We start from the raw sequence: 15515 nt of genomic DNA, 5'->3' as shown, positions 1-15515 counted from the left end.
CCGAGAACGGCACCGGGCTTGTGGACGCCGGTGCCTGACGTTTCAGGAGGTACGAGATGTCCAGCAAGAACACGATCTGTCTGTGGTACGACGGCGATGCGCTTGACGCCGCGACTTTCTATGCCAAGACCTTCCCCGACAGCGCCGTCGGCGCCGTATTCCGCGCACCTGGCGACTATCCCGATGGCAAGCAGGGCGATGTCCTGACGGTGGAATTCACCGTGGCGGGCATTCCCTGTGTCGGTCTCAATGGCGGCCCGCATTTCAAGCACAGCGAGGCGTTCTCGTTTCAGATCGCCACTGACGATCAGGCTGAGACCGACCGGCTTTGGAACGCAATCGTCAGCGACGGTGGCCAGGAAAGCGCGTGTGGCTGGTGCAAGGACCGGTGGGGATTGTGCTGGCAGATCACGCCGCGCGCGCTCCTGGCTGCAATCACGGACTCCGATCGCGCGGCGGCCAAACGGGCATTCGATGCCATGATGACCATGGGCAAGATCGATATCGCCGCGATCGAGGCGGCACGGGCGGGCCGAAGCTAATTCCGGAGCTAGTGCCGGGGCGAAGCTCAATCCCCGGTCAGATCGCGCAGTGCCGATTCGGCGGCAGGAAAGCGAAACGCGAAGCCCTCCCGTTGCAGCCGCGCCGGGATCACCCGCTGACCTGCAAGTAGCAATTCACTCATCTCGCCCGCTGCCCACCGGAGTGGCGCCGCGGGCAGATGGAACCACACAGGCCGGCGAAGCACCTTGCCGACGGTATGAGCGAACTCTGCTTGTGTCAGGCAGCCCGGCGCCGTCGCGTTGTAGACGCCGCTCATGCCCGGGTCCGACAACGCCCGCGCGAGGATACGCAGCAGATCCTCGCGATGAATCCAGCTCATCACCTGCCTGCCGTCTCCCAGTCGCCCACCCAGGCCGAAGTAGTGAGGCAGCATCATGGGTAGGAGGGCGCCACCGGGTCCGAAAACCACGCCGAGCCGTAGCACGACCATGCGGAGGCCGTAGTCACGCAGTGGCTCGGCGGATTCTTCCCATCGCTGGCATAGCTCGGACATAAAGCCGCCCCCGGGCGCGCTGTGCTCGTCCAGCAGTTGATCGGCATCGCGTGCGCCGTAGAAGCCGATGGCGGAGGCCTGGATCCAGATGGCAGGCTTGTGCGTGGCATGACTGGCCCAGCGTGTCAGCGCTTGCGTGACACCGACGCGGCTGGCCAGCAACTGCGCCCGCCGCCGCTGGCTCCAGCGCGGCCCCAGTACTGGTGCGCCGGCCAGATTGATTACCGCGTCAAACCGTTCCTGTGCGTGCAATGAATCGAGGGTCGTCACGCTGCGGGCGCGGCCGGCGAACTGATATGCCGCGCGCAGCGGGTCGCGTGCCAGTAGCGTGACGGTATGGCCGGCATCGAGCAGTTGGGTGACGAGCGCCTCACCGATGAATCCGGTGCCGCCCGTCACCAGAACGCTCAGGTGTGATTGCCCGGCGAAGGGATTGATGGCTGCGCCGCGACGACTCATGCGTCTCGCGGCGAGTCCATCGCGAATGCCAGACACCGTCACCCCTGCGGCGGCGAGGCTTAACAGCCAGCCGCGCCAGCCGAAGCTGGCGATTGCCAGTCTCGTGGGTGCCTGGAACCACTCGACAAGCTGAACCGCGTACAAGCCAAACAGCGCGCCGCCATTGATGGCCAGCAGCGTGTGAAGCACGCGCTCGGTGGCCGGAAGCTTGCGGCTTCGATCCTCCACGACGAAATCCCAGAGCGTCAGCCATATTTCCACCACCACGAGGCCGGCGATGGCGAATGTCCAGATGCCAAAGAACTTGAGATTAGCCATCGACGCAAACAGCACGCCGTACAGCACGGCGCGGATGGCGTGGATGGACAGCTCTCGCCGCGCGCGGGGGCTGTGTGGCAGGCCTTGTGTCAGCTCGTGGTGGTAGAGCGTGTCGAAGGCGCCCATCAGCGCCTGCACGATCAGGAGATTGATGGCCCAGTCCAGGGCCGGCAAGGTGGTGTTCATGCTGCGTCCTTTCGCCACAAATAGAGTAATGGTGGAAGCATCGAGAGCAGTGCTACCGCGTCGACCACCACATGCGGCCAGACGTGCGCTTGCAGCGAGATCAACAAGTCTTGCGGCGCCCAGACCAGCAGGCCGACCAGCAACCACCCCCATGCCATCCGGTGTCGCGTTCGGTTGCCCAGATGCACCAGCGCCAGCATCCATATCGCCGAGCATTGCAGGGTGGCGCCAAACAGCGCGATCCACCAGACCTGCTGCGCTCTGGCCTGCGCGGGCGCCGCGCCCGACCAGAACGATTGCTCGACGATGCGGTGGTACGTATCAAAGAGCGTTGCGTCTGCCGCCCACGGCATGGCGGCGCCGACAAGCAGATGCGCGATGGCAGCCGCGTACATCCAGCGAACCGCCAATTGGCGGGTATCTCGCCGAGAGGGACGGTCCTCAGCCGCATCGGTTGGTCCTTTGTCGTGGATGAACGGATTGTCAGTGCCACAGGTATCGCCGTCACAGGCCGTTGCGGTGCCGTAGCCCAGCCAGCGTGAAAGCGTGTAGCGATTGCCTGCAAATGCGCGGTACAGGCTCGCGAGTACACGACGCAGCCCAGGTACCCGCAACGGCAACACCAGCCAGCCATGCCCAGCCAGCGTGTAGGCCGCGATCATGCAGTCGATGCCGACGAGCAGGCGGCCATCGGACGTGCGGCCATGCAGCTCGCGGTTCAGTGCGGCGAGATCCACGTTCAGCGGCGCGCAATCGAAACCCTCTTGCGCGATGTCGACAAAAGCCAGCCGGTGTTGTGTGTCCCATTCGCTCAGGCGCCGCATCTCGGCGGTGCAGAACGGGCATTTGCCATCGAAGTAAAGAACCAGCGCGTTCATCTGGTCGCCCTCCATTTGTCGTTCAACGCATCCGCTCATTTCAACCGCTCACATCGGCTTGAACACCATCAGCGCGAACACGGCCACCATCGCGGTGAATGCCGGATAGCCGAGGTATTCCCAGCGGCGCGCATCGCACCAATAGGACGCCGGCAGTGGCGTGCCACGTTCGTGCGCGGCCATTGCCGTCTGGGACATGCGGATCTGGTACCACACCACCGGAAGCCAGCAGGCGCCCGCGAACAGATAGAGCGCGGCGGATGCCACGATCCATAGCGAGTTCAGCGGATATCCGGCCAGATGGAGCATGTAGGCGCCGGACAAGGGCTGGACGATGACCGCAGGCGTGGTGAACCACCAGTCCGCCCGCACCACGAGACGCGAGACCACGGCGATGGCTTCGGTTGAGCCCGAGCGGTTGGCGAAAAACAGGTAGAAGGCCGTCCCAAAACCCGTGCCGACCAGCACGACGGACGAGACGATGTGAATCACCTTGATGGCGAGGTATTCCATGATTCCTGCTCCGCGTAGAGGATGAAGAGAATGGCGAGAATCGGCAGGTTCTTGAGCACCGGCCCGAACGGATGCCAGAGGAACTGCGGCAATGCGACGGCAATGATCAACGAGTAGCCTGCGACAAGCGCAGCCTGAAGCGCCCATAGCCGGCGTGACGGATAGCGCAGGCATCCGACGGCCATCGCCGTATCTACGAAGACCGCGGCGTATAGCGTCACGATGGCGGGCGTGCCATGCAATCCGACTGCGCCGAGCAGTGCCAGGCTGTCGGCAAGCGGGTAGGCGAACAGCGTGACGAGTGCCGTGGCCAGCCAGACAAGGGCCATCACGATCCGCAGCATTGGCATACGCCATGCGCCAACGGCGCGATGGCGCAGGCATTCGGCTTCACCGGGTGCGATGAAAGTGCCAATGGCGCGTGGCCGATGCCCGAGCAGGCGCGTCAGCGGCGCGGCATCGCCATGACACCCGCGCCGGAGCATTCGCCACGTGTCGGGGGTCAGCTTCGACCCCGGCACGCAACGCGCCACATACGCGGCCATCGTCATGCACGGAGCGGGAATGGTCGCCCACCTCGGCGCTGGCAGCTGCATTCCTTGGCGATAGGTGTCCAGCATCGCCCGATATGACATGCGGCTTGCGCCGACGACCTCAACGCACTGGCCCGGGGGAATAGCCGGAGCGATGACAGTGACGACGGTATCCACGAGATCGTCGATATGAACCGGTTGAAACCTGGCATCGCCAAGTTCGGGTACCGGTATCACCGGAAGACTCGCCAGGGTACGAAACATCGCGGCGGAGTCGCCGTCCTGGGCATACACGAGCGATGGATAGAGGATCTGCCACTGCACGGGCAAAGCACGCAGCACGTCGTCTGCCGCGCGCTTGCTGCGAAAGTAGGGCGTGTCGCCACTGTCCGCGCCAAGCGCCGAGATCTGGATGACGCGGCCTACTCCGGCCTTCGCGCAGGCGCGGAACAACGCCGCCGGCGCCAGGTGATGGACGGCTTCGAAGCGATTCGTGCCGGTTTCGACGATGATGCCGACGGCATTGATGACGACGTGCATGCCTTGCACGCGCGGAAGCCATTGCTCAATGGTGGTATCGGTCCCGAAATCCATGGCGACGTCACGAGCCGACGCCGGCCTGCGCACACCGCGAATCACCTCATGCCCCTGCGCTTCCAGACGCTTGCACAGCACGGCGCCGATCAGGCCCGATGCGCCGCACACCAGGACCCTGAGCCGCCTGTGATCCGTCATCCCCGTCGTTCCCTTCTCTTCGCTGTTCATACAGTTATTTCAGTAAAGACAGAAATAATCGGATAAAAAAGAAACGGGTCGATGCCCGTTTCGCGTGGGAGCCTTAGCTACGTTTGCGTACCGCGTTGCTGATTTTCGCCGTCAAGCCCAGTGTCTTCATCAGCGTCTCCGGTTTCAGCCGCAGCATTTCATCGGCCAGCGTGCTCATGGTTTCGATGAACTTCAGGGTTTCCTCGATACGCTCGCGCGTTCCGGCGTCTTCTTCGCCGATTGCCGGGTTGTCGAGGCATTCCCGCAGCGCAACGGCCGTCGGATCGATCTCACGCTGCCGGCGGCCGGCCACGATGAGCTTGAACAGTTCCCAGATGTCGGTCGACGTCTCGAAGTAGTCGCGACGCTCGCCCTTGATATGCACCACCTTGACGAGGTGCCAGGACTGCAGCTCCTTGAGGCTGTTGCTCACGTTGGAGCGGGCCACGCCCAGGGTATCCGTGATTTCCTCGGCGTCCATGGGGCGCGCGGCCAGATAGAGCAGGGCGTGAACCTGCGCGACGGTGCGATTGACGCCCCAGCGCGAGCCCATTTCCCCCCAGTGCAGCACGAAGCGTTCGGCGATCGGTTTCAGTTCCATGCGTTGCATTCTATTCGTTCAGTTATTTCTGTCAAGAGAGAAATAGCGAGGGTGAGGCGGGAAGATGCCGCAGGGATGTTCCGGGCGGGAGGGCATAACGATATTGGCTTTCGTTCGTTCCTTCCTCCGGCACGCATCCCTATGCTGTCACGCCAAGGTATCCACCCACCGGGCTGGCGCGAGGCGCCGGAATGCCCGTCAGCAGACCGCAACCATGACCACTCCCGAGGCACCCCGCCAACTCCACCTGAATCTCAACGCGCTGCACGCCGGCTTTGTGCCGTCCGCGTGGCGCCTACCGGAAAGCGATCCGCGCGCATTCGTCGATGTCCAGCACTACATCCGTCTTGCCCAGGTGGCCGAGGCCGGCAAGTTCGATGCGATCTTTCTGGCCGATAACGCGTCCATCGCGGACCAGATCAACTTTCGCCCAATCACCGCGCTGGAGCCGACCGTGCTGCTGGCCTGCGTTGCGGCGGCCACGACGCATATCGGGCTGGTGGCGACCGCATCCACGAGCTACAACGAGCCCTACAACATCGCCCGCCGCTTTGCCACGCTTGACCATGTCAGCGGTGGGCGCGCGGGCTGGAATGTGGTGACCACGGCCGATGCCGGTTCCGCCCGCAACTTTGGCCGCGCTGCGCCGCCGGATCATGCGCAGCGCTATGGTCGCGCGGACGAGTTCACGAACGTCGTCAAGGCGCTCTGGGATAGCTGGGAGGACGACGCTTTCGTTGGTGACCGGGCGACGGGGCGCTTCGTCGATACGGACAAGCTGCAGCCCATCGCGCACCACGGCCAGTACTTCAACGTCCATGGGCCGCTGAACCTGCCGCGCACGCCGCAAGGGTATCCGGTGCTGTTCCAGGCCGGCGGATCGTCGGACGGGCGCGAACTGGCCGCGCGCCATGCCGAGGCGGTGTTCTCCGCCTCGCAGTCGTTCGAGGAATCGCTGGCCTACCGTCGAGACATCAATCAGCGTGCCGAGGCACTGGGGCGTGGGCCCGGCGCGGTCAAGATCCTGCCGGGGCTGACCACGATCATCGGCGCTACCGAGGCCCAGGCACGCCGCCGGCGCGATGATCTGATCGACCTGATCCCGTGGGACTACAGCCTGAACCGGCTGGCGGGCACGCTGGGCATTGCGGTGGATCGTCTATCGCTTGATGCGCCATTGCCGGACGATCTGCAATTGCCTGCAAACGGCAATCACACATTCTTCCGCGCCACCCTCGCGCTGGCCCAGCGCGAGGGTTTGACCGTGCGTGCGCTGATACGCGAGCTGGCGGGTGGCGGTGGTCACCGCGTCATCGTCGGCACGCCGGAGCAGATCGCTGACGATATCGAGCACTGGTTCCGTCATGGGGCCGCCGACGGGTTCAACCTGATGCCCGACGTGCTGCCCGGTGGCGTCGAGGATTTCGTCGACGGTGTGGTGCCGATTCTTCAACGGCGCGGGCTGTTCCGTACGGAATACACGGGACGCACCCTGCGAGACCACATGGGGCTGGCACGACCCGCTGGACGCACGCGCGAGCAGGCCGCGGCGTAGCGGCACGGCCCACGGTACATCGTCGCCGTACTTTGCATTTGCTACCTCGTATTCCTTCTTGGACCCGCGGCAGCGGCCTTCATAGACTGGTGCTTCCCAATACTTCCGCACCTTGCTCCATGAAACGACGCTCCGCACTTGCTTCCCTGGCAGCCCTGGCCATCGCGCTGTCCGCATTCTCCATCGGCACCGTCCACGCCCAAACGACGGGCAAGCCCCTCAAGGTGGGCGTGCGCGGCGGAGTCGATGAAGAAATCTGGGAAGTTGTCACGCGCGAGGCCGCGAAGAACGGCCTGAAGGTGGAGCCCGTGATCATCACGGGCACCGCCAGCCCGAACGAGGCGCTGAACAATGGTGACCTCGATGCCAACTCGTTCCAGCACATCCCGTTCCTGCGTGACCAGATTCGCCAGCGCGGCTACAAGATCGTCAACGTCGGCACCACGCTGATCTCGCCGATCGCCTTCTACTCGCGCAAGGTCAAGTCGCTGGAAGCGCTGCCGAACGGCGCGCGCATCGGCATTCCGAACGACCCAAGCAATCAGACCCGCGCGCTGGTCATCCTGCGTGATCACGGTCTCATCAAGCTCAAGGACGGTTTCGATCCGTCCACGGGCACGGCATCGCTGGCGGACATCACAGCCAACCCGCGCAAGCTCGATCTCGTTGAAAGCGCGTCGGTGGTGCTGCCGCGCGCGCTGCCGGATCTCGATGCCGCAGCCATCATCAACACGTTCGCGTACCAGGCCGGGCTGATTTCCTCGCGCGACGGCATTGCCGTCGAAAAGCGGGAGAACAATCCCTACGTCAATGTGATCGCGGTGCGCGAGAAGGACAGGAACGCGCCGTGGGTCGCAACGCTCGTGAAGTCATATCAGTCCGACGCCGTGCGCAAGTTCATCCTGACCAAGTATCAGGGATCGATCATCCCGGCATTCTGACGAGGGAGACTGGCAATGCACACCGTATCCCAGCTGCACGCGCGCGATTCCCATATCGTGTTCGAGCAGGTTGGCAAGACCTATCCCGGCGCGGCGACGCCCGCGCTGGCCGACGTGTCATTCTCGATCGGGCGTGGCGAGCGCTTTGGCATCATTGGGCGCAGCGGCGCGGGCAAGTCGACGCTGCTGCGCACGATAAATATGCTTGAGCGCCCCGACGAGGGACATGTTCGCGTCGACGGCGTCGATATCGGCACTCTAGACGAGAATGGACTGGTCGCGTTGCGCCGGCGCATCGGCATGATCTTCCAGCATTTCAATCTGATGTCGGCCAAGACCGTCTTCGAGAATGTCGCGTTGCCGCTGCGTGTAGCGGGGGTGGGACGAGCGGAGACAGCGTCGCGCGTCAACGAGTTGCTGGCGCTGGTAGGGCTGGCGGAGAAGGCGAATGCCTACCCGGCGATGCTCTCCGGTGGACAGAAGCAACGCGTTGGCATTGCCCGCGCGCTGGTGCACCGGCCGGAGATCCTGCTGTGCGACGAGGCCACGTCGGCGCTGGACCCCGAAACCACGGAACAGATCCTGGCGCTGCTGCGCGACATCAACGGGCAGTTCGGACTGACCATTGTGCTGATCACGCACGATATGGCGGTGATCGACGAAGCGTGCGATCGCGTGCTGGTACTCGATCACGGCCATGTGATGGAGCATGGCCCGGTCTGGCGCGTCTTCAACGAACCGAAGGCCGACGCCACTATCGCGCTGCTGCGTCCGCTGCGCAAACGCCTGCAAGCGCAGGCTCATTCTCCGGAGATTGTCGATCGTGTTGCCAATGGCTGAGAAGTACCTGAAGGCGCTGGGCGAGACCCTGATCATGACGACCAGTGCGTGCGCGGTGGTGTTCGTCACCGGCCTCGCGCTGGCGCTCGTTCTGACGGTCACCGCGCCTGCGGGCCTGGCGCCACGACCACGCGTGCATCGCACGCTGTCGGTGCTGGTGAACATGTTCCGGTCCGTGCCGTTCATCATCCTGCTGGTGGCGATGCTTCCGGTCACGCGGATGATCGTCGGTACCACGATGGGCATCTGGGCCGCCGTGGTGCCATTGAGCGCCCACCTGATTCCGTTCTTCGCCCGCGTTTCACAAGTGGCCCTCAACGAGACCGATTCCGGGCTGGTCGAGGCCGCGCGGGCCATGGGGTGCCGCCGCTGGCATATCGTGCGCCACGTGTTGCTGCCCGAGGCGCTACCCGCACTGATCGGCGGTGCCACGGTGACCGTGATCGCGATGATCGGCGCATCCGCGATGGCGGGCGCAGTCGGTGCGGGCGGGCTGGGCGACCTTGCCATCCGCTATGGCTACGAACGGTATGAAACAGCGGTGATGTTCAATGTGATCGTGATCCTGGTGGCGCTGGTCACGCTGGTGCAGTTCAGCGGAGAGCGGCTGGCCCGTCAGTTCGACCATCGCAGGTAGCGGGTAATGGAAGTCCCCACGTGAAAACGTGGCGACTTCCATTCGCGATCGGAGAAGATCAGAACAGGCCGGTCGTGGGCGGCGGCTCATCTTTGAGCAGCCAGGCGCCCACCGCCGCTGCCTTCCATTGGCGGGGATTGTGATTCGCCACGGTCCTGGCGTTGCGCCAGTGACGGTCCAGGTTGTACTGGCGGTCGCACGAGGAAGCCCCGCCAACATCAAGGGCCAGCTCCGAAGCCTTGAGCGCGGCTGCAACGGTGAAGACCTGCGCCTGGGCAACGTCGATCGATGCCTGCGTCAGCGATGCATTGCTCAGGTTGTCGGCCCAGGCGGCGTCGATGGTATCGGCCGCACGTAGCGTCGCGGCTTCGGCGGCAAAGACCTCGGCAGAGATCTGGCCAATGGTCTCTTGCACGTAGGGGTCATCCACCGAGCGCTCGGCCGAACTGTGCTTGATCGGACGGGCCTTGTTGCGCGCGAACCAGACCGCATCGTTGAGCGCATTGCGTGCGATGCCCGCCTCGGTGGCGGCAAGGAATAGCTGGAATACCGGCGAAACCGGGTTGCGGCGATCACGCGGCAGAAAGCTGCCGCGTACCTCGTCTGTCTCCACGCGCATGTTCGTGAAGCGCGTGGTACCGCTGGCCGTCAGCCGCTGACCGATCGTATCGAAGTCGTCCACCAGTTCCATGCCCGCGCGTTCGCGCGGCACGGTGAAGTGCGTTTCCTTGCCGGCTTCGTCCAGCGCGATCGAGCTGACCCAGTCCGCATAGAGCCCACCGGTGCTGTAGTACTTGGTGCCATTGACGAGATAGTGGTCGCCATGGCGCACGATGGTGGCCTGAATGGCGCCCTGCTTGCCGCCGCGCTCCACGCCGCCGTTGCCGATGATATGCCCGGCCAGTAGACGGCCGAACCAGCGCTTGCGATCGGCTTCGTTGTCGTGCGCGGCCAGCAGACCTTCCACCAGGCCGAAGTTGGGACGCAGCGCCTGTGCGAGATTGGAGTCCACGGCCGCGAGTTCGATCACGAAGCGGATGGCATCGCGCAACGTGCCACCCGGCCCGCCGTAGACCTTGGGAATGCGGAACGTCAGCAGGCCGGCGTTGGCGACCTCTCGCGCGAAAGCGTAGGGCAGATCGCGCTGGAGCTCGCGGCTTGCCGCGCCTTCGGCAATCCGGGGTAGTAGCGCTTGCGCGCGCTGACGCAGGATGGCGACATCCGCGGCCGGCGGTAATGCGTTGCCGGCCGGCGCGGGATGCGGGTGGTTTGATTTTGTCGCACCTGCAGGTGCGACGATTTGAAGTGCAGCTTCTGTAGTCACGGTACGGGCTTCTGCGCCTATCGGCGAGGGTTGCTCTGGGCCGTTCAGAGTAACCAATCCCGCCCGCGTCACTAAGCGCGAATTCCGCATGTCGACGCTACCCGTCCGTATGAGACGCGTAGCGACCGGACTCAGGCGGGTTGCTGCTCCGCGACCGTTTGCGCGATCGACGTGGCCAACGACTCGATGCCCTGCGCGGAGAGGCTGTCCGCGTGCACCACGCGCCGTGCCTCCCATTTGTGGAAATGCTTACGTTGCGAGCGCGCGTAGGAAGGGTCGTAGTGCTCGGTCGCCAGTTCGCCGAACAGTTGGCGCAGGTTTCCTGTGGTCGCCATCTCCTGCCACGCGGCGATCGTGGTCTTGCCGTGCAGTTCCTTCAGCCGCCCAAGCTGATCGGCAAGCCAGGCGGGCCGATCGCCAAGATATGCATAGTCATGCAGCAGGAACACGAGTCGTGTCTCTGGCGATGCGTCGATCTCCACGCAGGCGCTGTCGCGCATGTGGGCAACCAGCGCCACTGGCAGATTGAGCTTGCCAATGCGCGCGCTTTCACCTTCCACATAAAGCGGCCGGGCCAGATCGACGCGCTCGATCACATCCGCCAGCGCGGTCTCGAATGCGGTCTGCGAAGGCTGGGCGATGTCCGGCAATGCGCCGAGCAGCGATCCCTTGTGCCGGGCCAGCCCTTCGAGATCGAGCACCTGTTCGCCTTGCGCGGCCAGCGCATGGAGCACGCGCGTCTTGCCGCTGCCTGTGGCGCCGCAGATCACGACCAGCGGAAGGCGCGCGGCCTGCGTGTCGAGCACATCGATAACGTGACGGCGCCAGGCCTTGTAGCCGCCGGCAAGCTGCTGGGCATCCCAGCCCACCATGCGCATCCACGTCGTCATCGAGCCGCTGCGCAGCCCGCCGCGCCAGCAATACACCAGCGGCCGCCAGCCAGACGGACGATCGGCGAACTGCTCGCGCAAATGGCGGGCGAGGTTGGCTGCCACCATCGCACCGCCGACACGCCGTGCCTCGAATGCGCCGACCTGCTTGTACAGCGTGCCGACGATGCGGCGCTCCTCGTTATCGAGAACCGGGCAGTTGATGGCGCCGGGAATATGGTCGATCTCGAACTCCGCCGGTGAGCGGGCGTCGATGATCGTGTCGAACGCGTGGCGGTCTTCGACTCTTACGACAGGTTTCATGGGGTGACCGTCAGCCCGGGTTCACCGGCTTCCATGCGGCCCACCACGGTGGCTTCCGTGAAGCCCTGCTCGCGGAAGACGGCCAGTACCTTGTCCACAGCGTCTGGCGCGCAACTGATCAGCAGGCCGCCACTGGTCTGAGGGTCGGTGACCAGCGGTTGGGCAAGCTCGGGCAGGCCTGCGGCGAGTTCGACTTCGCTGCCATAGCCTTCCCAGTTGCGGCGCGATGCACCGGTGATGAAGCCCTGTTCCGCCAGTGACATCACATTCGGCAGCAAGGGAATGCGAGGCCATTCCAGCACCGCGCGCAAGCCGGCGCCGCGCGCAAGCTCCAGCGTATGGCCCGCGATGCCGAAGCCGGTGACATCGGTGATCGCATGGACATCGTCGAGTTCGGCCAGGGTGATGCCGGGCGTATTCAACTTTGTGGTGGTGTCGATCAGCCGCGCGTATCCGGCATCATCGAGCTTTTCCTTCTTCAGCGCGGCGGACATCACGCCTACGCCGAGCGGCTTGCCGAGCACCAGCACGTCACCGGCGCGTGCGTCGCGGTTGCGTCGGATCTTCTTCGGATGCGCCAGCCCCATCACCACCAGGCCATAGATGGGTTCGACCGAGTCGATCGTATGGCCACCGGCAATGGGGATGCCAGCCGCCTGGCAAACGCTTTGACCGCCCTCCATCACCCGGCCGATCACTTCGAGCGGCAACTGGTTGACCGGCATCGCGACCAGTGCGAGCGCCATGATCGGACGTCCGCCCATCGCATAGATGTCGCTGATGGCGTTGGTGGCGGCAATGCGGCCGAAGTCGAACGGATCGTCGACGATCGGCATGAAAAAATCGGTGGTGGCGATCAGCGCCTGCGTTTCGTTGAGCTGATAGACCGCGGCATCGTCGGACGTTTCGATCCCGACCAGCAGTTCCTTGGGGACCGGCAACGCTGCGCTGGAGCGCAGGATCTGGGACAGGACGCCGGGCGCGATCTTGCAGCCGCAACCGCCCCCGTGGGAAAAACTGGTGAGACGCAGCGGAGGCGTGGCCTCCACTTTGGGGGTGTTGGTGTTCATAGGGAGTGGCGTGGGCCCAGGCGGATCGGAGATAGGCCGTACTTTACAGTACGAGTCCGGCCCGCCCGGCGTCGTGCGATGACTGCCCAATGACTGCCTAGTGAATGCCTATTTCTTGTGCTTCTCCGCCAGGCGCGTGTTGATCCGTTGCGTCAGCCGCTCAATATCGGCATTCAATGCGTCGCCGCGCGTGGCATCGGCGGGGACGTATCTGTTGGCGCTGGCGTCCCAGACGGAATCCATGCGCAGGTACTCGTGCATGGCATCCGCCAGCAGGGTCATGTCCTGCAGCAAGGGCGCGCGCGAATCGCCGGGCGGCAGCGAGACGCGCACCAGACCGGACAGCGCCTGCTCGAAGGCGGGCGCGTGGATGGTTCGGGTGCGCGCGTCGACCTCGCGCTCGGGCATCCTGCCGGCCTTCATGGCCTCGACATCGTCTTGCGTCGCCCGAAGCGCGGTCATGAAGCGATCGGCGGCCACTTCGAATTGTCGGGAACCGGCCAACTGGGCTCGCAGGGTCAGCGGTGCGGGCGGCGCGAACGCGGCCACACCGACCACCGCAACAATGGCCGTCATGGTGGCCATCAGCGTGCCACGCCGCAGTTTTTTTCGGTAAGTCTCCGGAGACAGCCGGACGGGCAGGCACAACGCCAGCAGCACGCCGCCGATCAAGCCACCCACATGCGCGGCGTTATCCACACGCGTCGACAGGAAGCCCTGTGCGAGCGAGTAGCCGATCATGATCACGGCATCGCTGACGAGTCGATTGCGAATGTTCTGCGGCAGTTCGCGGCGATGCAGCAGTGTCGCGACAAGCAGCGCGCCGCCGATGCCGAACACCGCTCCCGAGGCGCCGACGGACACCGATGTCTGGGCCGCGAAATAAAGGCTCAACGCGCTGCCGAGCAAGCCGGCGCCAACGTAGATCAGCAGGAAGCTGCGCGTGCCAAAGAATCGTTCCACATGCGTGCCGAGCAAGTAGAGCACCACCATATTGGCGGCCAGATGCTTGAGGCTGCCGTGAAGGAAGGTGGCCGTCAGCAGCCGCCACCACTGACCGTCCTGCGTCAGCGCGCCAAGGTTGCCGCCCCAGGCCATGAGCATCGGCGGCGCGGCGCCATCCAGCGCGGCGCCACGCGAAAGCATGATGAGCCAGATGAGCACGTTCACCGCGATCACGCTGTACAGGCCCCAAGTGCGGGGCAGCGCCTGCATTTGCGCCACGAAGGCCCGCTCGGCAACAACGTCGGCGGACGGCGCGATGCCGGCCACGCGCATGTGGTGCGCCACCAGTGCCTGAACGAGTTGCTGATCCGGCTTGCGCAGCATGGCCAGTCGCACCTGAAAGGCGCGACGCGCCTTCCGGCGGCCGCCGGGCTTCGTTTCGACCGTTTCGATGACAAGGGTCTCGCCGGCGCCCCGCACGTCGCGTATCGCCGCACCAGCGATGTCTCGCCAGCGCAGATGGCGGCGCTTGCGCGGGAATGCCGTGGAACCGATGCCGTTGGCATCGATGGTCAGCAATGGTTTGCCGAGCGGTGCGTGGCGTCCCCATCCCCATTCAAAGAGGATCAGGATGCCTAGCAACACTAGGCTCATCAAAACGGAGCCGGTGTTTCCGCGCATGCTGACCAGCAGCAGCGCAGCCAGGCCACCAAAGATCGCCCACAAGATCAGCCGCATGAACAGCGCGGCGCCAAACTGGCGCACGTAGAAGGCGCCTATCGGGCGGGCATGGGTGGCCCTTTGCCGCCAGCGTTGCGATTGCTCCATCGTTCTTCCCGAAACGGATTCAAGTTTCGCGTCATCTCGAGTGGCATTCCCGGTGACGGAGCCACGGCGCGCGTGATGCGACGATAGAGGCACTGCCTGTGCGGCGCAAGCTCCCCCGTTGGCGGGGTTGCGTTGTGTTGTGTGGGGTAGCCCCCTGTTGGGCAGCCAGCCTTACATTGGCTTCAAAGTCAGAAACTGCCAACCACGCGCCACACCAGCATCAACGACAACGCCAGCATCGTTATCCCAACCAGGGCATCCAGCGCCTGCCAGGCTTTGGGGCGGGCGAACCACGGCGCCAGCCAGCGGGCGCCGAATCCCAGCAGTCCGAACCAGAGCACGCTTGCGGCGCTTGCGCCTGCCACGAACCATCCGCGTAGTGCCGCCGGTTGCTGGGCGCCGATGCTGCCTACCAGCAGCACCGTATCCAGATAGACGTGCGGGTTGAGCAGCGTGAAGGCTGCCGCCTGAGCCAGGGCGGCGCTTCGGCCGAGGCCTTGGCCGCTGGTGCGGGTGCTTAGCTGGTGCGATTCCCGGGCGCGCCGCAGGGCCCGCCACCCATATATCGCCAGGAAGATGGCGCCGGCTGCCGCTAACGCGCGGGCAAGGCCGGGGCTTTCGCCAAGGGCCTGGGCCATGCCCATCACGCCTGCCGTGATTAACAAGGCGTCCGCCAATGCGCAGAACAGCACCACGCTGCCCACGTGCTCGCGTCGCAACCCTTGGCGCAGGACGAAGGCATTCTGCGCGCCGATGGCGACGATCAGTCCGAAGCTCAAGGCCATGCCTTGCAGCGAAACGGAAAAAGCGGGAGATGGGGCGGGGAGGGCGGTGATCATCCGAGGGAGCTTGCCTGTCTTTCAGGATGAAGA

The 15515-nt window shown here is 64.6% G+C and carries 14 protein-coding genes and 1 pseudogene; 5 read left to right on the top strand and 10 right to left on the bottom strand.

What is annotated here, in order from left to right; genetic code table 11:
- The first annotated feature begins 56 nt into the window (after positions 1-56).
- Positions 57-542 carry a VOC family protein gene (locus tag RN01_RS00740; RefSeq protein WP_017513619.1) on the top strand — a complete coding sequence of 162 codons (486 nt, stop codon included), beginning with the start codon at positions 57-59 and terminating at the stop codon, positions 540-542.
- A gap of 26 nt (positions 543-568) precedes the next feature.
- Here the strand turns inward: RN01_RS00740 and RN01_RS00735 are convergent, their stop codons facing one another.
- From RN01_RS00735 to RN01_RS00715, 5 genes are all read right to left on the bottom strand, one after another.
- Entirely contained in the window at positions 569-2020 is a 1452-nt protein-coding gene (locus RN01_RS00735; RefSeq protein ID WP_017513620.1) for a TIGR01777 family oxidoreductase, read from the bottom strand.
- Positions 2017-2898 (bottom strand): thiol-disulfide oxidoreductase DCC family protein, encoded by an 882-nt coding sequence (locus tag RN01_RS00730; RefSeq protein ID WP_024568979.1) that lies wholly within the window; start codon positions 2896-2898, stop codon positions 2017-2019. The genes RN01_RS00735 and RN01_RS00730 overlap by 4 nt, the downstream gene beginning before the upstream one ends.
- Before the next feature lie 48 nt (positions 2899-2946).
- Positions 2947-3414 carry a DUF2269 domain-containing protein gene (locus RN01_RS00725; protein ID WP_111733777.1) on the bottom strand — a complete coding sequence of 156 codons (468 nt, stop codon included), beginning with the start codon at positions 3412-3414 and terminating at the stop codon, positions 2947-2949.
- Positions 3387-4709: an SDR family oxidoreductase gene (locus RN01_RS00720; RefSeq protein WP_017513623.1), complete on the bottom strand. Its 1323-nt coding sequence runs from the start codon at positions 4707-4709 to the stop codon at positions 3387-3389. The genes RN01_RS00725 and RN01_RS00720 overlap by 28 nt, the downstream gene beginning before the upstream one ends.
- A 73-nt stretch (positions 4710-4782) precedes the next feature.
- Positions 4783-5310 carry a GbsR/MarR family transcriptional regulator gene (locus tag RN01_RS00715; RefSeq protein ID WP_024568978.1) on the bottom strand — a complete coding sequence of 176 codons (528 nt, stop codon included), beginning with the start codon at positions 5308-5310 and terminating at the stop codon, positions 4783-4785.
- Between the two features lie 214 nt (positions 5311-5524).
- Between RN01_RS00715 and RN01_RS00710 the strand changes: the two genes are divergently transcribed.
- From RN01_RS00710 to RN01_RS00695, 4 genes and pseudogenes are all read left to right on the top strand, one after another.
- The gene (locus tag RN01_RS00710; RefSeq protein WP_024568977.1) at positions 5525-6865 is read left to right on the top strand and encodes an LLM class flavin-dependent oxidoreductase; all 1341 of its coding nucleotides are present in this window, start codon (positions 5525-5527) and stop codon (positions 6863-6865) included.
- A gap of 119 nt (positions 6866-6984) precedes the next feature.
- A complete protein-coding gene (locus tag RN01_RS00705; protein WP_017513692.1) occupies positions 6985-7806 on the top strand; it encodes a MetQ/NlpA family ABC transporter substrate-binding protein in 822 nt (273 codons plus the stop codon).
- Positions 7807-7821: 15 nt separating this feature from the next.
- Positions 7822-8601: pseudogene (locus tag RN01_RS00700) on the top strand (methionine ABC transporter ATP-binding protein); the annotation flags it as partial.
- Between the two features lie 37 nt (positions 8602-8638).
- Positions 8639-9283 carry a methionine ABC transporter permease MetI gene (locus RN01_RS00695; protein ID WP_017513694.1) on the top strand — a complete coding sequence of 215 codons (645 nt, stop codon included), beginning with the start codon at positions 8639-8641 and terminating at the stop codon, positions 9281-9283.
- Between the two features lie 58 nt (positions 9284-9341).
- Here the strand turns inward: RN01_RS00695 and RN01_RS00690 are convergent, their stop codons facing one another.
- The 5 genes from RN01_RS00690 to RN01_RS00670 all read right to left on the bottom strand — a co-directional run bounded on the left by RN01_RS00690 (position 9342) and on the right by RN01_RS00670 (position 15482).
- Positions 9342-10607, bottom strand: a complete 1266-nt coding sequence (locus tag RN01_RS00690) for an acyl-CoA dehydrogenase family protein (RefSeq protein WP_017513695.1) — start codon at positions 10605-10607, stop codon at positions 9342-9344.
- Between the two features lie 131 nt (positions 10608-10738).
- Entirely contained in the window at positions 10739-11800 is a 1062-nt protein-coding gene (gene mnmH / locus RN01_RS00685) for a tRNA 2-selenouridine(34) synthase MnmH (RefSeq protein WP_017513696.1), read from the bottom strand.
- A complete protein-coding gene (selD, locus tag RN01_RS00680) occupies positions 11797-12870 on the bottom strand; it encodes a selenide, water dikinase SelD (protein ID WP_017513697.1) in 1074 nt (357 codons plus the stop codon). Before selD ends, mnmH begins: the two co-directional genes overlap by 4 nt.
- A 108-nt stretch (positions 12871-12978) precedes the next feature.
- Positions 12979-14643 (bottom strand): rhomboid family intramembrane serine protease, encoded by a 1665-nt coding sequence (locus RN01_RS00675; RefSeq protein WP_024568975.1) that lies wholly within the window; start codon positions 14641-14643, stop codon positions 12979-12981.
- Positions 14644-14831: 188 nt separating this feature from the next.
- The gene (locus tag RN01_RS00670) at positions 14832-15482 is read right to left on the bottom strand and encodes a LysE/ArgO family amino acid transporter (RefSeq protein ID WP_017514279.1); all 651 of its coding nucleotides are present in this window, start codon (positions 15480-15482) and stop codon (positions 14832-14834) included.
- Positions 15483-15515 lie beyond the last annotated feature (33 nt).

This window comes from Cupriavidus sp. SHE, from assembly GCF_000812445.1.
Lineage (GTDB): Bacteria > Pseudomonadota > Gammaproteobacteria > Burkholderiales > Burkholderiaceae > Cupriavidus > Cupriavidus metallidurans.
Note: the sequence above shows the minus strand (reverse complement) of the source record. Positions and strands in the feature narration are given on the sequence as shown.

Coding starts and splice junctions, on each gene's coding strand:
- RN01_RS00740 (WP_017513619.1), top strand. CDS start 57: ATGTCCAGCAAGAACACGATCTGTCTGTGGTACGACGGCGATGCGCTT.
- RN01_RS00735 (WP_017513620.1), bottom strand. CDS start 2,020: ATGAACACCACCTTGCCGGCCCTGGACTGGGCCATCAATCTCCTGATC.
- RN01_RS00730 (WP_024568979.1), bottom strand. CDS start 2,898: ATGAACGCGCTGGTTCTTTACTTCGATGGCAAATGCCCGTTCTGCACC.
- RN01_RS00720 (WP_017513623.1), bottom strand. CDS start 4,709: ATGAACAGCGAAGAGAAGGGAACGACGGGGATGACGGATCACAGGCGG.
- RN01_RS00715 (WP_024568978.1), bottom strand. CDS start 5,310: ATGGAACTGAAACCGATCGCCGAACGCTTCGTGCTGCACTGGGGGGAA.
- RN01_RS00710 (WP_024568977.1), top strand. CDS start 5,525: ATGACCACTCCCGAGGCACCCCGCCAACTCCACCTGAATCTCAACGCG.
- RN01_RS00705 (WP_017513692.1), top strand. CDS start 6,985: ATGAAACGACGCTCCGCACTTGCTTCCCTGGCAGCCCTGGCCATCGCG.
- RN01_RS00695 (WP_017513694.1), top strand. CDS start 8,639: ATGGCTGAGAAGTACCTGAAGGCGCTGGGCGAGACCCTGATCATGACG.
- mnmH (WP_017513696.1), bottom strand. CDS start 11,800: ATGAAACCTGTCGTAAGAGTCGAAGACCGCCACGCGTTCGACACGATC.
- selD (WP_017513697.1), bottom strand. CDS start 12,870: ATGAACACCAACACCCCCAAAGTGGAGGCCACGCCTCCGCTGCGTCTC.
- RN01_RS00675 (WP_024568975.1), bottom strand. CDS start 14,643: ATGGAGCAATCGCAACGCTGGCGGCAAAGGGCCACCCATGCCCGCCCG.
- RN01_RS00670 (WP_017514279.1), bottom strand. CDS start 15,482: ATGATCACCGCCCTCCCCGCCCCATCTCCCGCTTTTTCCGTTTCGCTG.